General features: G+C 72.0%; 12 protein-coding genes, 1 tRNA gene and 4 pseudogenes. 6 read left to right on the top strand and 11 right to left on the bottom strand.

Features of this window, described 5'->3' with window-relative positions:
• The first annotated feature begins 26 nt into the window (after positions 1 to 26).
• Positions 27 to 662: a flavin reductase family protein gene (locus L2X98_RS01500; protein WP_259612108.1), complete on the top strand. Its 636-nt coding sequence runs from the start codon at positions 27 to 29 to the stop codon at positions 660 to 662.
• Here the strand turns inward: L2X98_RS01500 and L2X98_RS01505 are convergent.
• Positions 559 to 1,161, bottom strand: a complete 603-nt coding sequence (locus L2X98_RS01505; protein ID WP_259612109.1) for a TetR/AcrR family transcriptional regulator — start codon at positions 1,159 to 1,161, stop codon at positions 559 to 561. The genes L2X98_RS01500 and L2X98_RS01505 overlap by 104 nt on opposite strands.
• A 177-nt stretch (positions 1,162 to 1,338) precedes the next feature.
• On the opposite strand from L2X98_RS01505, the gene L2X98_RS01510 reads away from it, so the two are divergent.
• A complete protein-coding gene (locus L2X98_RS01510; protein WP_259612110.1) occupies positions 1,339 to 2,001 on the top strand; it encodes an SDR family NAD(P)-dependent oxidoreductase in 663 nt (220 codons plus the stop codon).
• A 76-nt stretch (positions 2,002 to 2,077) separates the two neighbouring features.
• On the opposite strand, the gene L2X98_RS01515 is transcribed toward L2X98_RS01510, so the two are convergent.
• From L2X98_RS01515 to L2X98_RS01530, 4 genes and pseudogenes are all read right to left on the bottom strand, one after another.
• A tRNA-Met gene (locus L2X98_RS01515) sits at positions 2,078 to 2,151 on the bottom strand.
• Positions 2,129 to 2,332, bottom strand: coding sequence for a hypothetical protein (locus L2X98_RS01520; protein WP_259612111.1), 204 nt, complete (start codon positions 2,330 to 2,332; stop codon positions 2,129 to 2,131). The genes L2X98_RS01515 and L2X98_RS01520 overlap by 23 nt, the downstream gene beginning before the upstream one ends.
• Complete coding sequence (locus tag L2X98_RS01525; RefSeq protein ID WP_259612112.1) at positions 2,329 to 5,133, bottom strand: UPF0182 family membrane protein; 2,805 nt, start codon at positions 5,131 to 5,133, stop codon at positions 2,329 to 2,331. Before L2X98_RS01525 ends, L2X98_RS01520 begins: the two co-directional genes overlap by 4 nt.
• 76 nt (positions 5,134 to 5,209) lie before the next feature.
• A pseudogene (locus L2X98_RS01530) lies at positions 5,210 to 6,335 on the bottom strand (YlbL family protein).
• A 227-nt stretch (positions 6,336 to 6,562) separates the two neighbouring features.
• Between L2X98_RS01530 and L2X98_RS22015 the strand changes: the two are divergent.
• From L2X98_RS22015 to L2X98_RS22025, 3 genes and pseudogenes are all read left to right on the top strand, one after another.
• On the top strand, positions 6,563 to 6,949 hold the full coding sequence (locus L2X98_RS22015; protein ID WP_435526235.1) for a zinc-dependent metalloprotease: 387 nt from the start codon (positions 6,563 to 6,565) through the stop codon (positions 6,947 to 6,949).
• A 20-nt stretch (positions 6,950 to 6,969) separates the two neighbouring features.
• Positions 6,970 to 7,158, top strand: a pseudogene (locus tag L2X98_RS22020) (zinc-dependent metalloprotease); the annotation flags it as partial.
• Positions 7,159 to 7,219: 61 nt separating this feature from the next.
• The gene (locus L2X98_RS22025; RefSeq protein WP_435526236.1) at positions 7,220 to 7,882 is read left to right on the top strand and encodes a zinc-dependent metalloprotease; all 663 of its coding nucleotides are present in this window, start codon (positions 7,220 to 7,222) and stop codon (positions 7,880 to 7,882) included.
• A 771-nt stretch (positions 7,883 to 8,653) separates the two neighbouring features.
• On the opposite strand, the pseudogene L2X98_RS01540 reads toward L2X98_RS22025, so the two are convergent.
• The 3 genes and pseudogenes from L2X98_RS01540 to L2X98_RS19705 all read right to left on the bottom strand — a co-directional run bounded on the left by L2X98_RS01540 (position 8,654) and on the right by L2X98_RS19705 (position 11,265).
• Positions 8,654 to 10,446: pseudogene (locus L2X98_RS01540) on the bottom strand (ATP-dependent helicase).
• Positions 10,443 to 10,727, bottom strand: a complete 285-nt coding sequence (locus L2X98_RS19700) for an NUDIX domain-containing protein (RefSeq protein ID WP_354002872.1) — start codon at positions 10,725 to 10,727, stop codon at positions 10,443 to 10,445. Before L2X98_RS19700 ends, L2X98_RS01540 begins: the two are co-directional and overlap by 4 nt.
• On the bottom strand, positions 10,690 to 11,265 hold the full coding sequence (locus L2X98_RS19705; RefSeq protein WP_354002873.1) for an NAD(+) diphosphatase: 576 nt from the start codon (positions 11,263 to 11,265) through the stop codon (positions 10,690 to 10,692). Before L2X98_RS19705 ends, L2X98_RS19700 begins: the two co-directional genes overlap by 38 nt.
• A 159-nt stretch (positions 11,266 to 11,424) precedes the next feature.
• Between L2X98_RS19705 and L2X98_RS22030 the strand changes: the two genes are divergently transcribed.
• Positions 11,425 to 12,651: a hypothetical protein gene (locus L2X98_RS22030; RefSeq protein WP_435526237.1), complete on the top strand. Its 1,227-nt coding sequence runs from the start codon at positions 11,425 to 11,427 to the stop codon at positions 12,649 to 12,651.
• Positions 12,652 to 12,664: 13 nt separating this feature from the next.
• On the opposite strand, the pseudogene L2X98_RS22035 reads toward L2X98_RS22030, so the two are convergent.
• The 3 genes and pseudogenes from L2X98_RS22035 to L2X98_RS01575 form a co-directional block, all read right to left on the bottom strand.
• Positions 12,665 to 15,940: pseudogene (locus tag L2X98_RS22035) on the bottom strand (ATP-dependent helicase).
• Positions 15,937 to 16,416, bottom strand: a complete 480-nt coding sequence (locus tag L2X98_RS01570; RefSeq protein ID WP_259613145.1) for a RecB family exonuclease — start codon at positions 16,414 to 16,416, stop codon at positions 15,937 to 15,939. Before L2X98_RS01570 ends, L2X98_RS22035 begins: the two are co-directional and overlap by 4 nt.
• Entirely contained in the window at positions 16,317 to 16,805 is a 489-nt protein-coding gene (locus L2X98_RS01575) for a PD-(D/E)XK nuclease family protein (RefSeq protein WP_259613146.1), read from the bottom strand. The genes L2X98_RS01570 and L2X98_RS01575 overlap by 100 nt, the downstream gene beginning before the upstream one ends.
• Positions 16,806 to 16,974 lie beyond the last annotated feature (169 nt).

The following is a 16,974-nucleotide window of genomic DNA, read 5'->3' on the forward strand; positions in this document are numbered from 1 at the left end:
GAGGATGCGATGACCGGGAAGCGTCGATGAGTGCAGCGCCCGCGGGCGGCGCGCGCGGCGAGCGGATCCTGGCCGCGCCCCCGACCGCGCACGACCAGGACGCCTACAAGGCCGCCTCGACGCTCGTGGCGAAGGGAGTGGCGGTCGTCACTGCCGTCCAGGGCCGGTGGGACCATGCGGCGACGGTGACCGATCTGCTGTCGGTGTCGTACGACCCGCCGACGATGCTCGTGAGCCTGTATGAGCTGTCGCGCATCGCCGATGCGATCGTGTCGTCGGGCCGGTTCGGCGTCAGCCTGCTCCGCGACGATCAGCGCCGCGTCGCCGACTGGCTGGGCGAGCCGGGCACCCCCTTGGTGGGCCTGCTCGACCACGTGCCGCACGTGCGCCGTGAACCGGGCGCGCCGATCCTCATCGCCGACGCGCTGGCCTGCTTCGACCTGCAGGTGACCGCCGTGCACCGAGCCGCCACCCACCTGCTCGTGGTGGGCGAGGTCCGCGCGATGACGCAGGCGACCGTGTGGGGGTGCGACCGCTCGTGCGCTGGCAGTCGACGTATCAGCGCTGACGGGTCGAGGGCGTCGCGAGTCGTCGCGCGGCCTCGACCACGAAGCGACGACGCCCGGCCCGCTCCCGTTCGTCGTCCGGTCCGGCCCCGGTGATCATCTCGGCGAGCTGCGGCACCGTCTGCCACCAGGCGGCCAGCGCGATCAGGGCGAACACGAGGTGGCCAGGGTCCAATGCGGGATCGAGCAGGCCGTCCCGCTGCGCACGGGCGAAGCGCTCCACCTTCTCGCGGTAGTGCGTGCTGCGCGCGTCCAGATCGGCGGCCGGGCCGCCCTGCAGCCCTTCCCATTGCAGGAGGCGCCCGAGCTCGGGGTGGACAGCGTGGTAGTCGAAGGTGGCGCCCGCGAACGCGCCGATGTCGTCCAGACCGACGCCGGTCAGACCCACCGCTGCGGCGAGCCGCTCCAGCTCGGTGGACAGCACGAGCTCCCAGAGCGCCCGCTTGTCGCCGAAGTAGCTGTAGAGCCGCTCCTTGTTCACCCCGGCCCGCGCGGCGATCGAGCCGACCGTGGTGCCGTCGAACCCGCGCGCGGCGAACTCGATCAGCGCCGCGTCGCGGAGTCGACGGCGCGTCCCTTCGGTGTCCCAGGCCACCTCGCCAGAATACCAACTCGAGGGTTGGAAATGGACGTGCATCGAGTTAGACTCCAACCACATCGTTGGAGTTGGAGATACCCATGGACATCATCGACCGTCTTCCCGCCGACATCCGCACACCGCAGCCGGCCCCTGTCGCTCTGGTGACCGGAGGGCAGCGGCATCGGATTCGCCGTGGCCCGCCAGCTCGCGGACCGGGGCGTGACCGTGTGGATCGGCGCCCGCGAGCCCGGCAGGGGGCGCGCTGCGGCAGCCGAACTCGGCGCGTCCGTACGCGTCGTGCCGCTGGAGGTGACGGACCCGGCATCGATCGCGGCGGCCGCGGAGCAGGTCGGCGACCTGGACATCCTCGTGAACAACGCCGGGATCAACCCCGGCGGCGAGGACATCATCGGCACCTCCGTCGCCCAGCTGCGCGCCGCCTACGAGACCAACGTCTTCGGGCTCGTCGCCGTCACGCAGGCGTTCCTTCCCGCGTTGCAGCGATCGAGGCACCCCCGCATCGTCAACGTGTCCAGCGGCACCGGGTCGCTCGCCTGGAACAGCGGACCGAATCCGCAGTTCGACTGGGAGCGGGTCCAGGGCGGCGGCCTGGCCTACCGGAGCTCGAAGACGGCGGTCAACGCCGTCACGCTCCTGACGGCGCAGACCCTCGGCGCGAGCGCCAAGGTCAACGCGCTGGCTCCGGGCCGGCGCCGCACCAACCTCGTCGCCGGCGCCGTCGGCGGCGGTGACCCGGACGAAGCCGCTGCCGGCGCGGTCCGTCTCGCGCTGCTGCCCGACGACGGCCCCACGGGCGCGCTCTGGTCGTGGGATGGGACGCGCGTCCCCTGGTGACGCCGCGAGCGTGCACGCTCCCTGGCGGCGCGCACACGACGAAGGCCCTCGCCTTCGCGAGGGCCTTCGTCATCTGTTGCGGGGGCAGGATTTGAACCTACGACCTCTGGGTTATGAGCCCAGCGAGCTACCGAACTGCTCCACCCCGCGGCACGTCATCAGCTTCAGCATGCCCGCGGGCCGGGATCGAATCCGACAGCGCCCGTCGGCGGGCGCCGGCTACTTGTCTCCGGACAGCTCGCAGCGTGTTCAGAGCGTCCGTGAGGCGTGCATCCGCCACGCCGTACGCCGTCCAGTCGCCGGCCTTCATCGCGGCGTCGCGGTCCATCATCGCCTGCTGCGCCTCGTGCAGTGCGGCCTGGAACGCGACCGAGGTGTCCGTGCCGGTACCGCCTCCGCCACCGGTCGAGCCGCCCCCGTCTCGGACGGACTCGGGTTGGGCGACGGCGTCACATTGCTGTCGCCGGTGTTGGCGCCCGAGTCGCCGCCGAACAGGGTGTCCAGCGCCTCGCCGAGGGTGTTCTCGAAGGCGACCTTGTCGCCGAAGGCGACCAGCACCTTCTGCAGCGTGGGCAGCTTCGTCTGTCCGGAGGACTGGACGAACACCGGCTGGACGTAGAGCAGACCGCCCCCGACGGGCAGCGTCAGCAGGTTGCCCGGGAGCACCTGGGACTGCCCCTGCTTGAGCAGGTTGATGAACGAGGAGACGGCCGGCTGCGCATCGAAGTTGTTCTGCACCTGGCCGGGACCGGGCACGGGAGTGTCGGCGCTGATCTCCAGCATCCGCAGCTTGCCGTAGTCGGCGTCCTTCACGCCCGCCTTGTCACCGGCGTTCGAATCGACGGCGAGATACCCCATCAGCACATTCCGCGACGAGCTCTCCGCATTCGATTCGGGGATGAAGCTGGTGAACATCGAATACTCGGCGCTGTCCTGGCCGGGCATCTTCATCGACAGGTAGTACGGCGGCTGCAGCTGCTCCTTGTCCTGCGGGTCCGGCGGGGTGACCCACTTGTTGTCGCTGCGGTAGAACGACTGCGCGTCGTTCACGTGGTACGTGCCCAGCACCGAGCGCTGCACCTTGAAGAGATCGGTCGGGTAGCGCACGTGGCTCATCAGATCGGCGCTCATCTGCGAGACCGGCTTGACCGTGGTCGGATAGACCTTCTCCCAGGTCTTCAGCACCGGATCTTCGGCATCCCACGCGTAGAGGGTCACGTGCCCGTCGTAGGCGTCGACCGTGGCCTTCACCGAGTTGCGGATGTAGTTGATGTCATCCATGGTGATCGTCGGCGTCGAGGTCGACGAATCGGTGATCGCCTTGGACAGGCTCGTCGTGTGCGAGTACGGGTAGTCGGCGCTGGTGGTGTAGCCGTCCACCACCCACACGATGTGGCCGTCCACCACGGTCGGGTACGGGTCGCCGTCCAGCGTCAGATAGGGCGCCGCCTTGTGCACCCGGGTCAGCGGATCCCGGTCGTACAGGATCTGCGATTCGGGGTTGATGCTGTCCGAGAACAGGATCTGCTCCGATTGGAACTTCAGGGCGTACACCAGCCGGTTGAACCAGGTGCCGATGTTCGGCCCGCCGTCGCCGGAGAACGTGGTCTTGACCTCGTTCGATCCCTCGTCACTGCCGGCGAGGTAGTCCAGCTCCATCGGGTCGGTGCCCTTGGCCGCGCCCACGATGGAGTACTGCGGCGAGTGCTCGCCGAAGTAGACCCGGGGCTGGTAGTTCTCGTCGGTGAGGAATCCGGTCGAGGGGATGCCGCGCTCCAGGAACACCGGCTTGCCGTCGCTGGTGCGCGCATTGCCCTTGGCCACCACGAGGCCGTAGCCGTGGGTGTAGATCTGGGTGGTGTTCTGCCATGTCGCGTTCGCGCCCAGGGCGTTCAGGTTCAGTTCGCGCACCGACATCACGGAGTCCTGGGAGGTGCCGTCCAGGTCGTAGCGGTCCACGTCCAGCGGGTTGTTGAACTGGTAGTAGGACCGGTACTGCTCGAGCTGCTGGACGGTGGGCCCGATGATCGCCGGGTCCATGATCCGGATCTGCGCGGTGGTGTCGGCATCCGCGCGCAGCTGTCCCTTGGTGGCATCGGTCTTGGCGGCGAAGTTCGTCGTCTCCATGTCGTCGATGCCGTACGCGGTCTTGGTGGCGTCGATGTTGCGCTGGTAGTACGTCTTCTCCAGCGTGAGCTGGTTCGGCTTGACGCTGACCACGTTGACGACCCACGGGTAGGCCATGCCGACCACGATCGCCGAGACGATCAGCAGCGCGGTCGCGATCAGCGGGTAGCGCCAGTGCCCGATGATCGCGGTCACGAAGAACAGCACGGCCACGATCGCGGCCACGATCGCCAGGATCACCTGCCCGGGGATGACGGCGTTGACCTCGGTGTAGCCCGGCCCGGTGATCAGGCCGTTCTCGGACACCATGGTCTTGTACCGGTCCAGCCACAGGCTGGCCGCCTGCACCAGGAGGTAGATGCCGGCCAGGACGGCGAACTGGATGCGCGCGGACTTCGAGATCCGCAGCTCCCGCTGCGCGATCCGGACCGAGCCGTACAGGTACGCCACGACGGCCGAGACGAGCAGGCAGATCAGCAGCACGGCCGAGGTGAACCCGAGCAGCGTGCTGTAGAACGGCAGCGCGAACATGTAGAACCCGGTGTCCAGGTGGAACTGCGGGTCGGTGACCGAGGTGGACACCCCGTTCAGCCACAGCGCGGTGGTCTCCCACTGGGTGGATGCCGCGAATCCGGCGAAGAACCCGAAGAAGATCGGGATCCCCCACATGGCGAGGCGCCGCAGCGGCTCGACCACCTCCTGGTAGCGGTCCAGCTGCGCGCTCAGTCGCGCGTACACCGGGCGCAGGCGGTACGCCAGCTGGATGCACAGCCAGACGGGCACCGCCATCCCCAGGAACCCGATCGCGAACATCGCCACGCGGGCCAGCCACTGCGTCGTCAGCACGCCCGAGAAGCCGAGCTGTTCGTACCAGAGCCAGTCGGTGTACAGGTTCGCGAAGATGAAGAACGCCACCACCAGGGCTGCGATGATGACGAGCGAGATGGCGATGACGCGCCGCGAACGGTGGGGCGTGGCCGGTGCGGGGGCTTCGTTGGTGGTCACCCGATCATCCTAGGCGGGACCGGGTATGCGTGAGCCGAGTGTCCCCGGACAGCCGCATCCCGGGACCCGAACGCCGTCACTTCGCGGCGCAGGTGGGCAGCGCGCCGAGATCTCCGCCGTGATCGAGCGCGTCCAGGACGGCGAGAGAGTCCTCCAGCGTCTTCACGGAGAACACGCGCAAGCCCCGACGGGACGTGACCGGCGACCTCGTCGCAGTTGGACGCGGGCGCCAGGAAGTACCGCGCCCCGGCATCCTTGGCCCCGTAGAGCTTCTGCCGGATGCCGCCGATGGGACCCACGTCGCCGTCCGCGTCGATCGTGCCCGTGCCGGCGACATCCTTCCCGCCGTTCAGATACCCCGGCGTGAGGGTGTCGATGATGCCCAGCGAGAACATCATCCCGGCCGACGGACCGCCCACGTTGTTCAGCTGGATGGTGACATCGATCGGGAAGTCGAAGTCGGTGACCAGGGTCACGCCGATGATCCACGAGGTCTTCCCGTCAGTGGTCTGCTGGGTCGGCGTGACCGACACCTGTTCGCGCCGCCCGTCCCGCTCGATCGACAGCAGGACCGCCCTGCCGGCAGCCTTGTCGATCACCGCGCGCAGCGTGTCCACGTCGGTGACCGCGGTACCGTCCGCCGCCGTGATGACGTCCCCCGTGCGCAGAGTGCCGTCGGCCGGAGCGCCGTCGATCACCGAGTAGACCGTGAGCTTGGGCGTCACCTTGTAGCCGAGATGGGTGAGCGCGGCGGCCGTGGCCTCCTTCTGCGAGTCCACCATCATCTCGGTCGACTGCTGCTCGCGCTCAGTCGAGGACTGACCGGCGGGGAACACCGCGTCCAGCGGGAGCACCGCCCGGGAGGGATCGAGCCACGCCGCCGCCAGCTCGAGCCAGGAGGGCGTCCGCTCACGATTGCCGACCGTCTCCACCGTCAGCAGGTCGAGCGTCCCGCTGGTCGGATAGGTCTTCGCACCGTCCACGGCGATCAGCGGCACCTTCTCGCCGTTCGCGGCGGCCGAGGTGCCGAGCGTGTTGAACACCGGGCCGGGCCGCTGGATGACGTATGCGGTCGGCAGGAACGTCAGCACCAGCAGCACGACCAGGGCCACGGTCAGGGACCAGATGCCGATCGCGGCGCCGCGGGGCCGCGTGCGGCGGGGCCGGGGGGTGATCGTCACGTCCTCGTCGAACAGCGCCACAGATGACCTTCCGAGTCCCGTCGTTCGCGACCGGCGTACGAGTGACGTCCATTCGGCCGGGGATCGCTGTGATCCGTGCGACTAGCGTAGAACCACACCCGGACTCCCTGCTGAAAGGCGGCTGAAGTGGCAGATGACGACCGCAGCCCGGAAGACGACTTCCAGGAGCTTGCCGGCAGCTGTTCGGCGGCGCCGGCGACGGACCGGACCCCGAGCAGCTCGAGCAGATGCGCGCCCTCGGCATCGACCCGGCGATGATGCAGAACATGATGCGCCAGCTGCAGAGTGCGTTCAGCAGCGGCACCGACGACGGCGCGATCTCGTGGGAGCCGGCCCGGCGCCAGGCCCTGCATATCGCCAATCAGAGCGATCTGGGCGTGACCACGGGTCAGCGCGGCGAGTTCGACCAGGCGTTCGCCCTGGCCACCCTGTGGCTCGGCGAGGCCACCGCCATCTCGGATCTCGCGGTGCCACCGCGGGCGATCACACGCGGCGGATGGGTGGAGGCGACCCTCCCGGTCTGGCAGGAGCTGGCCGAACCGGTCGCCACGAGCATCGCGGACGCGCTCACCGGCGCGCTGCGTACGCAGGCGCCGGAGGAGATCGCAAGCTGATCCAGGGCGCCGGGCGCGTGATGCGCACGATCGGCGGTGGCCTGTTCGCCACGCAGCTGGGGCAGGTGCTCGGGCAGCTCTCGCTGCAGGTGGTCTCGGGCGGGGATGTCGGCATCCCGGTCATGCCCGCCGGTGAAGCGGTGATCCTGCCGCAGAACTTCGCCGACTTCGGCCGAGATCTGGAAGTGCCGGAGGATCAGCTGGCGCTGTACCTGGCCACGCGCGAGCTGGCGCACGCGCGACTGTTCCGGCACGCGAAGTGGCTGCGGCTTGCAGGCGATCGCCCAGGTGGGCGAGTTCGCGCGGGGCGTGCACGTGGACACCGACGCCCTGGAGGACCTCGCCTCGCGCTTCGATCCGTCCAACCCGGAGGAGCTGCGCGACGCCCTGCAGAGCGGTGCGCGCTGCCGGCGCGCACCGACGCCCAGACGGCGGCGCTCGCGGCTGGAGAACCTGCTGGCCCTGGTCGAGGGCTGGGTGGACGTGGTGACCGCGGATGCCACCGGGCGCCTCCCCTCGGCGGCCCGGATCGCGGAGGCGGTCCGCCGCCGCCGGGCGGTGGGCGGACCGGCCGAGAAGGCGCTGGGATCCCTCGTGGGCCTCGAGCTGCGTCCGCGCCGCATGCGCGAGGCGGCGGCGATGTGGCGGGCGGTCACGGACGCGGTCGGCGTGGCGGCCCGGGACGCCCTGTGGGACTACCCGGACCTCATGCCCGAGGCATCCGACATCGACGACCCGTCGACCCTCATCTCGCGCCTGCAGGCGCGAGCCCGCGGCGAGGCGCCGCCGCGGGACGAGATGGACGACGCGCTGGACGCCCTGCTGCGCGGCGAGACGCCCCAGGCAGAAGGCGACGAGCCGGCCGGCGACGACCGGTCAGGTGACGGCGACGATGACGAGGGAGACGCCCCGGAGGACCCCCGGCCGGTCTGAACCTCACTCCGGCCCGACCCGTTCCATCGTTTCCTCCCCAGGCACGCGGAAGACGCCGATCCGCGCGGGCTCCTGTGGAAAGTCGCAACACGCCGCGATGCTGGGCGCACAATCGGGTCATGCTCGTCCTGGATCCCGCGAAGCCCCCGCTCTGGCGCACGTGTGACACGCTCCAGTTCGGGACGGATGCCGCGGCCGTCCTGAACGAGCCGGCGGCGTGGGAGCAGCGGATGGTCGCCGAACTCGCCCGTGGCATCCCCGAGGGTGCGCTGGAGCCGGTGGCCGTCGCCCTCGGCGGCACGCCCTCCGGGGCGCGGATGCTGCTGCGGCGCCTGGACGGCGCCCTGCTGCACACCCTGCCTCCCCCGACGATCACGGCGGCGGTGCAGGCGGCCGCGGGGGTGCCGGCGGCGACGGCCGGCGAGGTGGCCCGGGCGCTGGCAGCGGCCGGCGTTCAGATGACCGGGGCGGGACCGGCCACGACCGGCAGCGTCGTCGTCCTGGTCGGCGCGCACGTCACCGACCCGTGGGCGGCTGCCGCGCTCCTGCGCGATGACGTCCCGCATCTGCCGGTGGTGTTCGACGGCCGCACCGTCACGGTCGGTCCGCTCGTGCGGCCGGGCCGCACCGGGTGCCTCATGTGCGTGGAGGCCGAGCGTGCCGAGCGCGACCCGGCGTGGCCCGCACTGGCGTCGCAGCTGCTGGCGGCGCCGCTGCCGGACGTCGGGGCGGCGCTCGCGCTGGAGGCCGGACTGGTGGCGGCGCGTCTGCTCAGCGAGTCCGGCGAACCGGGGAGCTCCCGGTCTTCGATGTCGGGGCATTCCGTGACCCTGTGCGCCGATTCGCCGCGCCGGTCGTGGCACGTGCATCGACCGCAGGCAGGGTGCGGCTGCCGATCTCCTGCAGGAACCGCGACGGGACGCGCTCTGCACGACCCGATCCGCCCCGCGACCACGACACGGACAGCGTTCGCGCGGCCCGCGTGATCCCCACATAGGCCAGCCGGCGCTCCTCGTCCACCTGCTCGAAGGTGGTGGCGTACGAGATCGGCAGCAGCCCCTCCGCCACGCCGAGCAGGTGCACGTGGTCCCACTCCAGCCCCTTGGCGGCGTGCAGGGTCGCCAGGGTCACGGTGCGCATGGCCGGCTCGTGCTGGTCCTTGGCCCGTCCCATCAGCTCGTCGGTGAACGCACGCAGGGTCGTGCCGTCGGCGGCCTCCTCGGCCAGGCGGAGCAAGCGCTCGGCGCGCCTCCCATCCGTCTCGCACGGCGCCCCCGGCCGGGGGCGGATCCTCGCTCATGCCCAGCGAGCGCAGCACATCGCGGACGGCGTCGACCAGTCCCCCGTCCACCGGGGCGACCGAGGCGCCGCGCAGCGCGAGGACCGCCTGGCGCACCTCCGGCATGTCGAAGAAGCGCCGTCCGCCCATCACCGTCGCCGCGATCTGCTCATCGGCGAGTGCGCCGAGCAGCTCGGCCGACTGCGCGTGCGCCCGATACAGCACCGCGATCGTCCGCGGATCGATGCCCGACCGCACCTGCGCAGCGATCGCGGCGGCGACCCCGCGCGCCTCGGTCGCGTCATCCGGATACCCGGTCACCGTGGGGACCACCCCGGGCTCCGCGTCGCCGGGCGACGCCGGCGGGTGCAGCGTCAGCGCTCCGGGACGACCGCGCATCAGCTCGTTCGCCACGGCGAGGATGCCGGGGGCCGACCGGTAGCTGGTCTGCAGGCGGATCACGCGCGCATCCGGATGCCGCTTCTCGAAGTCGATCAGATACGAGGCGTCGGCGCCGGCGAAGGAGTAGATCGTCTGGCTCGCGTCACCGACCACGCACAGGTCGCGGCGGTCCCCCAGCCACAGCTCGAGCAGGCGATGCTCGAGCGGCGAGACGTCCTGGAACTCGTCCACGGTGAAATGCCGGTACTGCTCGCGCACCGCCACCGCCACGCGCGGCTCGGCCTCCAGCATCCCCGCGCACGCCAGCAGGACGTCTTCGAAGTCCAGCTGTCGTCGCTCGTCCTTGAGCTTCTCGTAGGCGCGCTGCAGGTCCAGCGTGCGCTCCAGGCCGAGACGGGCCACACCCTGCGGGCGGGCCGCCGCATAGCCGTCGATGGACAGCATGCCGACCTTGCGCCATTCGATCTCGGACGCGAGATCGCGCAGGGTGGCGGTGTCGGGCCGCATCCCCAGCCCATCGGCGGCGTGGGCGAGGAGGCGAACCTTGTTGTCGACGATGGCCGGGGCCGTGTCGCCGGCCACCGTCGGCCAGAAGAAGTTCAGCTTGCGCGAGCGCGGCCGCGTGGAACGTCCGGGCGGACACGCCCACCACTCCCAGCGCCCGGAGTCGCCCCCGCATCTCCCCCGCGGCCTTCGCGGTGAACGTCACCGCCATGACCCGGCTCGGAGAGTAGGCGCCGGTGTCCACGCCGTGGGCGATGCGGTGGGTGATCGCGCGGGTCTTGCCCGTGCCGGCGCCCGCCAGGACGCAGACCGGGCCGCGCAAGGCGGTCGCCGCCTCACGCTGCTGATCGTCCAGACCCTCCAGCGTCCTGTCGCTCACGAACGCTCCGCGTGCCAATCCGAGATGAGCGCGTGGGCGATCGATGAGGGGCCGGGAAGGAGGATGCCGCTGCCGCCCTGCCCTCGTTCCAGAGCCTCGCCGATCTCGGCACGGGTGAACCAGCGCACCGCGGCGATCTCGTCGCCGTCGGCGCGTGCCGCCGCGTCGTCCTGCACCCGCGCGTGGAAGCCGAGCATGAGCGAGCGCGGGTAGGGCCAGGCCTGCGAACCGCCGTAGCGGACCTCACGCAGCCGGACCCCGGCCTCTTCGCGCAAGCTCACGTGCGACAGCGCCCTCGGCGGACTCGCCGGCTTCGACGAACCCGGCGAAGCAGGAGAACCGATTCGCGTCCCACAGCGCGTTGGACCCGAGCAGCAGTCGGTCGCCGTCCTCGCTGCCGACGGCGACGATGACCGCCGGATCGGTGCGCGGGAAGTGTTCGCGACCGCAGTCCGGGCAGGTGCGCGCCCAGCCGCCGGTGCTCACCGCGGTGCGGGCGCCGCAGCTCGGGCAGAAGGGAGAATCTCGCAGCCATCGCCCCAGGCTCACCGCCGTCACCAGCGCCGCCGCATCGGCGGCATCCAGTCCGCCGCCGATCACCCGCAGCGGTGCCCACGCTCCGTCGTCGGGATCGGGCGCGTCCGCCGCCCGCGCCGCCAGCAGCAGCGGCACGCCGGCCGCGGTGCGGCCGAGGAACGCCCAGAGCGCGTCCTCCGGGACTTCCTGCACCCGTCGGTACCGCAGTCGCGTGCCGTCCTCGGCGAGGACCGCGCGATCCCCGCGGATAACGAGCACCCGCGCAGAGGGATCGCCGCGCAAGCCGGTCCAGCAGCCCGGGATCCGTCCGTTCCTCGGCGCTGCGGTCGAATCCGGGTCGGGCCAGGGCGGGAATCCGCCGGGCCGGCACTGCCGTCATCGATACCTCCGTACAGGGCGTGGCGACCTGCCCTCCGACCGGGCCGGACCTACCCTGGGGGCATGGCACGCTCCCCTCTCACTCTAGCGGCGACGGTGACGGCGGCTCTGCCGTCGGCGTCGGTCGTGGGGGTGGCTCCCCTCACCGAGCACGATGCCGGCCGCTTCGACTCCGCCGTCGCCGACCTCGCCGACGGACGGCGCGTGGTGGTGCGCATCGCCGCCGACGACGACGCCGCCCAGGAGCTGACCGCGCAGGCGCGGGCACTGGCCGCGCTGACCTCCGGGGTCCGCTCGCTCGCTGCCGTTCCGCGCGCCCGAACTGCTCGGTCAGACCGTCGTGGACTCCCGCCCGGCGGTGGTCACCGACCACCTGGCCGGCTACCGGGTGGATGCCGCGCATGTGCCCGCCGGCCGTGGGGCCGCCGTCTCGCTCGGAGCGGCGATCGCGGCCATCCACGCCCTGCCCGAGTCGGTGGCGCGCACCGCCGGCCTGCCCGCCCTCTCGCCGGAGCAGGCCCGCGGCGAGGTGTCGCGCCTGCTGGACCGGGTCACCACCAGCCACCACGGCATCCCCGTCTCGCTGCTGTCCCGATGGAGCCGGGCCCTCGCAGAGGACCGCCTGTGGCGATTCGAATCGACCCTGTCGCTCGGCGGCGTCTCGGCCGACGCGTTCCTGATCGAGGACCGCGACGGGGTGCCGACAGTGACCGGTCTGCTCCCGTGGCACGGACTGCGCGAGGGCGACCCCGCCGCGGATCTGCGCTGGCTGTCCTCGGCCCCGGACGCAGCCGGCGACATCTACGCCGCGTATCTGGCCGCCAGCGCGCGCACCCCGGACGAGTCGCTGCGGATCCGCGCACGGCTGTATGCCGAACTCGAGTTCGCGTCCTGGCGCTGCACGGTCACGACGAGGGACGCGAGGACGTCATCGCCGACGCGGTGGCGCTGCTGGCGTCCCTGGCCGACACCGTCCTGGACGACGACCTGCTCGCCGAGGATGGGATGGACGTGGACGACGCCATCGCCCTGCTGGGGCGGATGCCGGATGCCGCGGCCCCGTCGGTGGACACCTCGCTGCACACCGACGCGTTCGACGCGGACGACTCGTCCTTCTTCACCGACACCGACCTGCGCGGCTCGGCCGCGCCGGAACCGGCCGTCGACCCGGACCGGACCGCCCCGCTGGACGTCTCGGACTGGGTCGGCCCGGCCGGCGACGCCGATGCGGTCGGCGAGGCGGATCGCGCATCCGAGGCCGCGCTGCGGCGGTGGGCGGCTTCGGAATAGCACTCCGGCCGGCTCAGCCGCGCAGCACCAGCCCGTGTGCGACGTAGTAGAGCGTCACGTCGATCGAGTCCAGCGGCACACCATGCCGTTCGTGGTACGCGCGACGGTACAGCTCGAGCTCGCAGCATCCGTGATTCGCGGGCGGCCTGATCGCGCGGCGGTGCCCCGGTCTTCCAGTCCACGATCTCGATCCGATCCCCGCGGCGGTAGACCGCGTCCAGCTTGCAGATCGCCAGGTGCTCCTGCTCGTCGAGCCCGGTGAAGCGGAAGTCGATCTCGGTCTCCACCTCGATCGGCTGCAACGCCGCCCACTCCGACTGCTCGAATGCGGCCTGCAGCGTCCGCAGGTCGCTCAAGTCGGCGGGACTGAACGCGGCGTCGTCGTCGCCGCCCTCCCACAGCGCGTCATCCAGCGAGCCCGAGGCCCCGACGAGGCCGGAGCGACGCTCGACCCACGCGTGGAACAGCGTGCCCAGCCGGGTCTGCCGGAACGGGCGCTCCGGCAGCGGACGCGCCAGCGCGGACACCGTCCCCGCGTAGTCGGCGACGAAGTCCTTGTACCGGGAGGCGGGGATGCGCACCGGCGCGCTGCGGCCCGCGCCGTGCGGCGCGGCCTGCTCGGCCAGCAGCAGCGCGAGCTCGTCCTCCGGCTCCGGCCGGGGCGCCGACAGCGCCGCACGGACCTGGTCGGCCGCGGCCCGCACGCGCTCACGACGTGCGCCCAGCGGATCGATCGGCCACTGCAGCGAGCCGCCGTTCCCCCAGATACGGGTTCTCCTCCGGCATCGCGGCCGGCAGCGCGATCTGCATGGCCTCGGCGATCTCGATCAGGAACCCACTGGAGGGCCGCGGCTTGGTCGTCCCCGCCCAGGGCGCCCCGGTCAGCAGCAGATGCTCGCGCGCCCGGGTCACCGCGACATAGGCGAGGCGCCGGTCCTCGTCGATCTGACGCCGGCGGTTCGCGGCGACGAACGCCTCCAGCGCCGCCTTCAGCTCCTGCTGCGTCCCGGCGCTGCGCCAGCCGAATTCCGGGAGCCAGGACGCGTCGCCGCGGAACGCGTACGGGAGGACGCCGAATCCGAGCCAGGCCTTCGTGTCCTTGGCACCGGTGGGCAGTTCGCCGTCGACCATCCGCACAACCGCCACGGCATCCCATTCCAGTCCCTTCGAGCCGTGGATGGTCAGCAGCTGGACGACATCGTCCTCGGGCGGCTCGGTGCGGGGCGCGAACTCGTCGAGCTCCTCGGCGTGGTCCAGCCACGCCAGCAGACTCGGCAGTGACCCGGTCTCGTCCGCGGACAGGAACGCGTGCACCTCGTCGACGAACGCGCGCAGCTGGGCGGATGCGATGCGCGCGGGCCCGCGGGCCTCGTTGGCGGCCAGTTCGACGTCCAGACGCAGCTCGAGCTCGATCAGCCGGATCAGCTCGGCGATCGGCAGCGCCGCCGACCGGCGGAGGCCTTCGAACACGGCGGCGGCGTCCCGCAGGCGTGCGCGGGCCGCGACGGTGAACCCCGCGAGCCACCCGTGGTCGTCCCGTGCGCGCAGCAGGAAGTCGAGGGCGTCGATCACCGATCCCTGCTCGTCGCCGGCGGACGCCCGCGCGCGGGCGGCGATCTCGGGTTCCAGCGGCTGCAGTGCGGCGTCGTGCTGCGCGAGGCGCTGCGCGAGCTGGGCCAGCGCGCGCAGATCGCTGAGCCCGATACGCCAGCGCGGACCGGACAGCAGCCGGATCAGCGCGGAGCCCGCGCGCGGGTCGGAGATCACCCGCAGCGCGCTGACCACGTCGACCACCTCGGGGGTGGACAGCAGGCCGCCCAGGCCCAGGATCCGGTGCGGGATCCCGCGGGCGCCCAGCGCATCGCCGAAGCGGACCATGTGCTTCTTGCCGGAACAGCACAGCTCCGGTGGTGGTCAGCCCGCGCCGGCTTCGTTCTGCCCGCACCTGCTGGAACCAGCCCGCGACCCGGTCGGCCTCGGCATCCAGGTCGTCCTCCACCGCGATCCGCACCTCGCCGTCCGGGGCGCCCGGCCGGGACGCAGCTCCCACCGGGACGGAGGATGCCGCGGCCAGCGGCTTCAGGACGGCACCGGCCGCCCGCAGCACCCCGGCGCTGTTGCGCCAGCTGGTCATCAGCGCGTACGTCCCGCATCCGCCCGCAGGCGCGAACGCGGCCGCGAACCCGCCCAGGTTGCCGGCGCTCGCCCCCCGCCAGCCGTAGATCGCCTGGTGCGGATCGCCGACCGCCATCACCGCGCGGCCGGCGAACAGGGCGGCCAGCAGCTCGGTCTGCACGACCGACGTGTCCTGGTACTCGTCCAGCAGCACCACCCGGAAGCGATCGCGGATCTCGGCGGTCACGGTGGGATGGCCGTGCACCACCTCGCGCGCGCCGGCGACCTGATCGGAGAAGTCGAGCACGCCCAGCCGCCGCTTCTGCCGGTTGTACTCCCGCGCCAGATCGACCAGCACTTCCAGCCCGTCGATGTTGGCGGCGGCGGTCGCCACGTCCGCGTAGACGGTGGTGCGCCGGTCGGTCGACGGCAGATCGCGGACCGTGCGGAACCGGGCGGGGAAGGCCGCCAGATCGTCCAGGTCGACGAGGTTGTCGACGCCGTCCCGCGCGATCCGCAGGGCCGCGTCGATGATCCCGCGCGGAGAGCGCTCGATCCCCTCCAGCCGCTCGTCGTCGCTGCCGAGCACCACGCGGCGCATCAGCAGCCAGGCCGCCGACTCGCTCAGCAGCGCGGCCTCGGGGTCGCGTCCGATCCGCACGGCGTGCTCGCGCACGATCCCGTCGGCGAAGCTGTTGTAGGTGGCCACGGTCGGGCGATCGCAGCGTCTCGGCGTCCTGGGCGATCGGGACGGCCTCGACCTCGGTGGCCAGTGCCTCCAGGATGTCGTGACGCGCACGGTCGCCGTCGGCGCCGGCCAGCGGCTCGAGCCGGCCTCGCGCGTGCAGCGCCGGCAGATGCGACAGCAGTCCGCGCCGCTCGAACTCCGCCAGGCGCGCCAGCCGGCGCTGGATGCGCTCGGCCAGCTCGCCGGCCGCCTTGCGCGTGAAGGTCAGGCCGAGGACCTCGTCGCGACGCGCCAGCCCGTTGGCCACGAGCCAGACCACGCGTGCGGCCATCGTCTCGGTCTTGCCGCTGCCGGCGCCGGCGACCACCAGGGCCGGTTCCAGGGCGAGGAGATCACGGCCGACTGCTCGGCGGTGGGCGGGAACTGGCCCAGCGCGGCCGCGATCACCGCGGGCGTGAGCTCCGGTGTCGTGCGCTCGTCGCTCATGACGCGCTCACCGCCCCGATCGTGTGGATGCGGCACAGGCCGTAGGAGTGCTCGTCGCGGCAGTGCTCCTCGAACGGAGCGGTGAACCGGGCGGACCGCATGACCTCGACGGCCGACCGGATGCGCGCCAGGAACGCGGTGCGGGCCTCATCGGTGAACGGCGGCTGCCACGGCTCGGCGAACTCCTTGCCCTTCGCGGTCGGCCGCAGGACGAGGAGCTTCGCCCCGCCCGCCGCACCGTGGACCCCGGCGATCGCACCGGTCTCGAACGCGAGCTGGTACGCGGCCAGCTGCGGGTTCTCCGCCACCTTGGCATCGGACTGCGGCTCGCGCTTGCCGGTCTTCAGGTCGACGATCACCACCCGGCCGTCGGCGGTCAGCTCCACCCGGTCGATGTAGCCGCTGAGCACCGCTGTGTGCTCGGCGGCATCCTCGATCGGCACCGGGATCTCGAAGTGCGGCTCGGCCTCGACCAGCCGCCCCCGGCGGCGTCGAAGCGACGCAGGTACGCGTGCAGGCGGCGCACCATGTCGCGCGCCTGGCGCCGGGTCGCGTCCTCGATCCAGCCGGCCTCGAACTCGAGCTCGCCCCAACGGCCGACCACCTGCTGCCAGAGCGCCTCCTCGTCGGCGCCGTCGGCGTGCTCGAGGGCGGCATGGATGATGGTGCCCAGCCCCGCCGTCGTGCTGCCCGGATCGCCGCCGAGGTCGCCGATCACCCAGTTCAGCTGACACGTCTCCAGCGCCTCCAGGCGGGACGGCGAGACGCGCACGTCCTCGCGGGCGAGATCGCGCAAGCCCGGTCGTGGAGGTGGGCTCGGGCACGCCGTACCACTGGTCGGGGTGGGCGCCGGCGACTCCGGCATCGGCCAGGAGCGCGAGCTGGCCGGCGGCGTGGGCGCGGCCGGCCGCGGCGCGGCTCGGGTCGGTGAGCGTGCGACGGTGGCGGGCGACGGTCCCGCGCAGCGAGAGCGGGTGCTCGGCCAGCGCGCCCGGCGGCGTGGGCGTCGGAAGGAACTCGAAGAACACGCTGGG

This window comes from Microbacterium elymi, assembly GCF_021582895.2.
Classification (GTDB): Bacteria; Actinomycetota; Actinomycetes; order Actinomycetales; family Microbacteriaceae; genus Microbacterium; species Microbacterium humicola.

Coding starts and splice junctions, on each gene's coding strand:
- L2X98_RS01500 (WP_259612108.1), top strand. CDS start 27: ATGAGTGCAGCGCCCGCGGGCGGCGCGCGCGGCGAGCGGATCCTGGCC.
- L2X98_RS01520 (WP_259612111.1), bottom strand. CDS start 2,332: ATGATGGACCGCGACGCCGCGATGAAGGCCGGCGACTGGACGGCGTAC.
- L2X98_RS22015 (WP_435526235.1), top strand. CDS start 6,563: ATGCGCGCCCTCGGCATCGACCCGGCGATGATGCAGAACATGATGCGC.
- L2X98_RS22030 (WP_435526237.1), top strand. CDS start 11,425: ATGGCACGCTCCCCTCTCACTCTAGCGGCGACGGTGACGGCGGCTCTG.
- L2X98_RS01575 (WP_259613146.1), bottom strand. CDS start 16,805: ATGCCGGAGTCGCCGGCGCCCACCCCGACCAGTGGTACGGCGTGCCCG.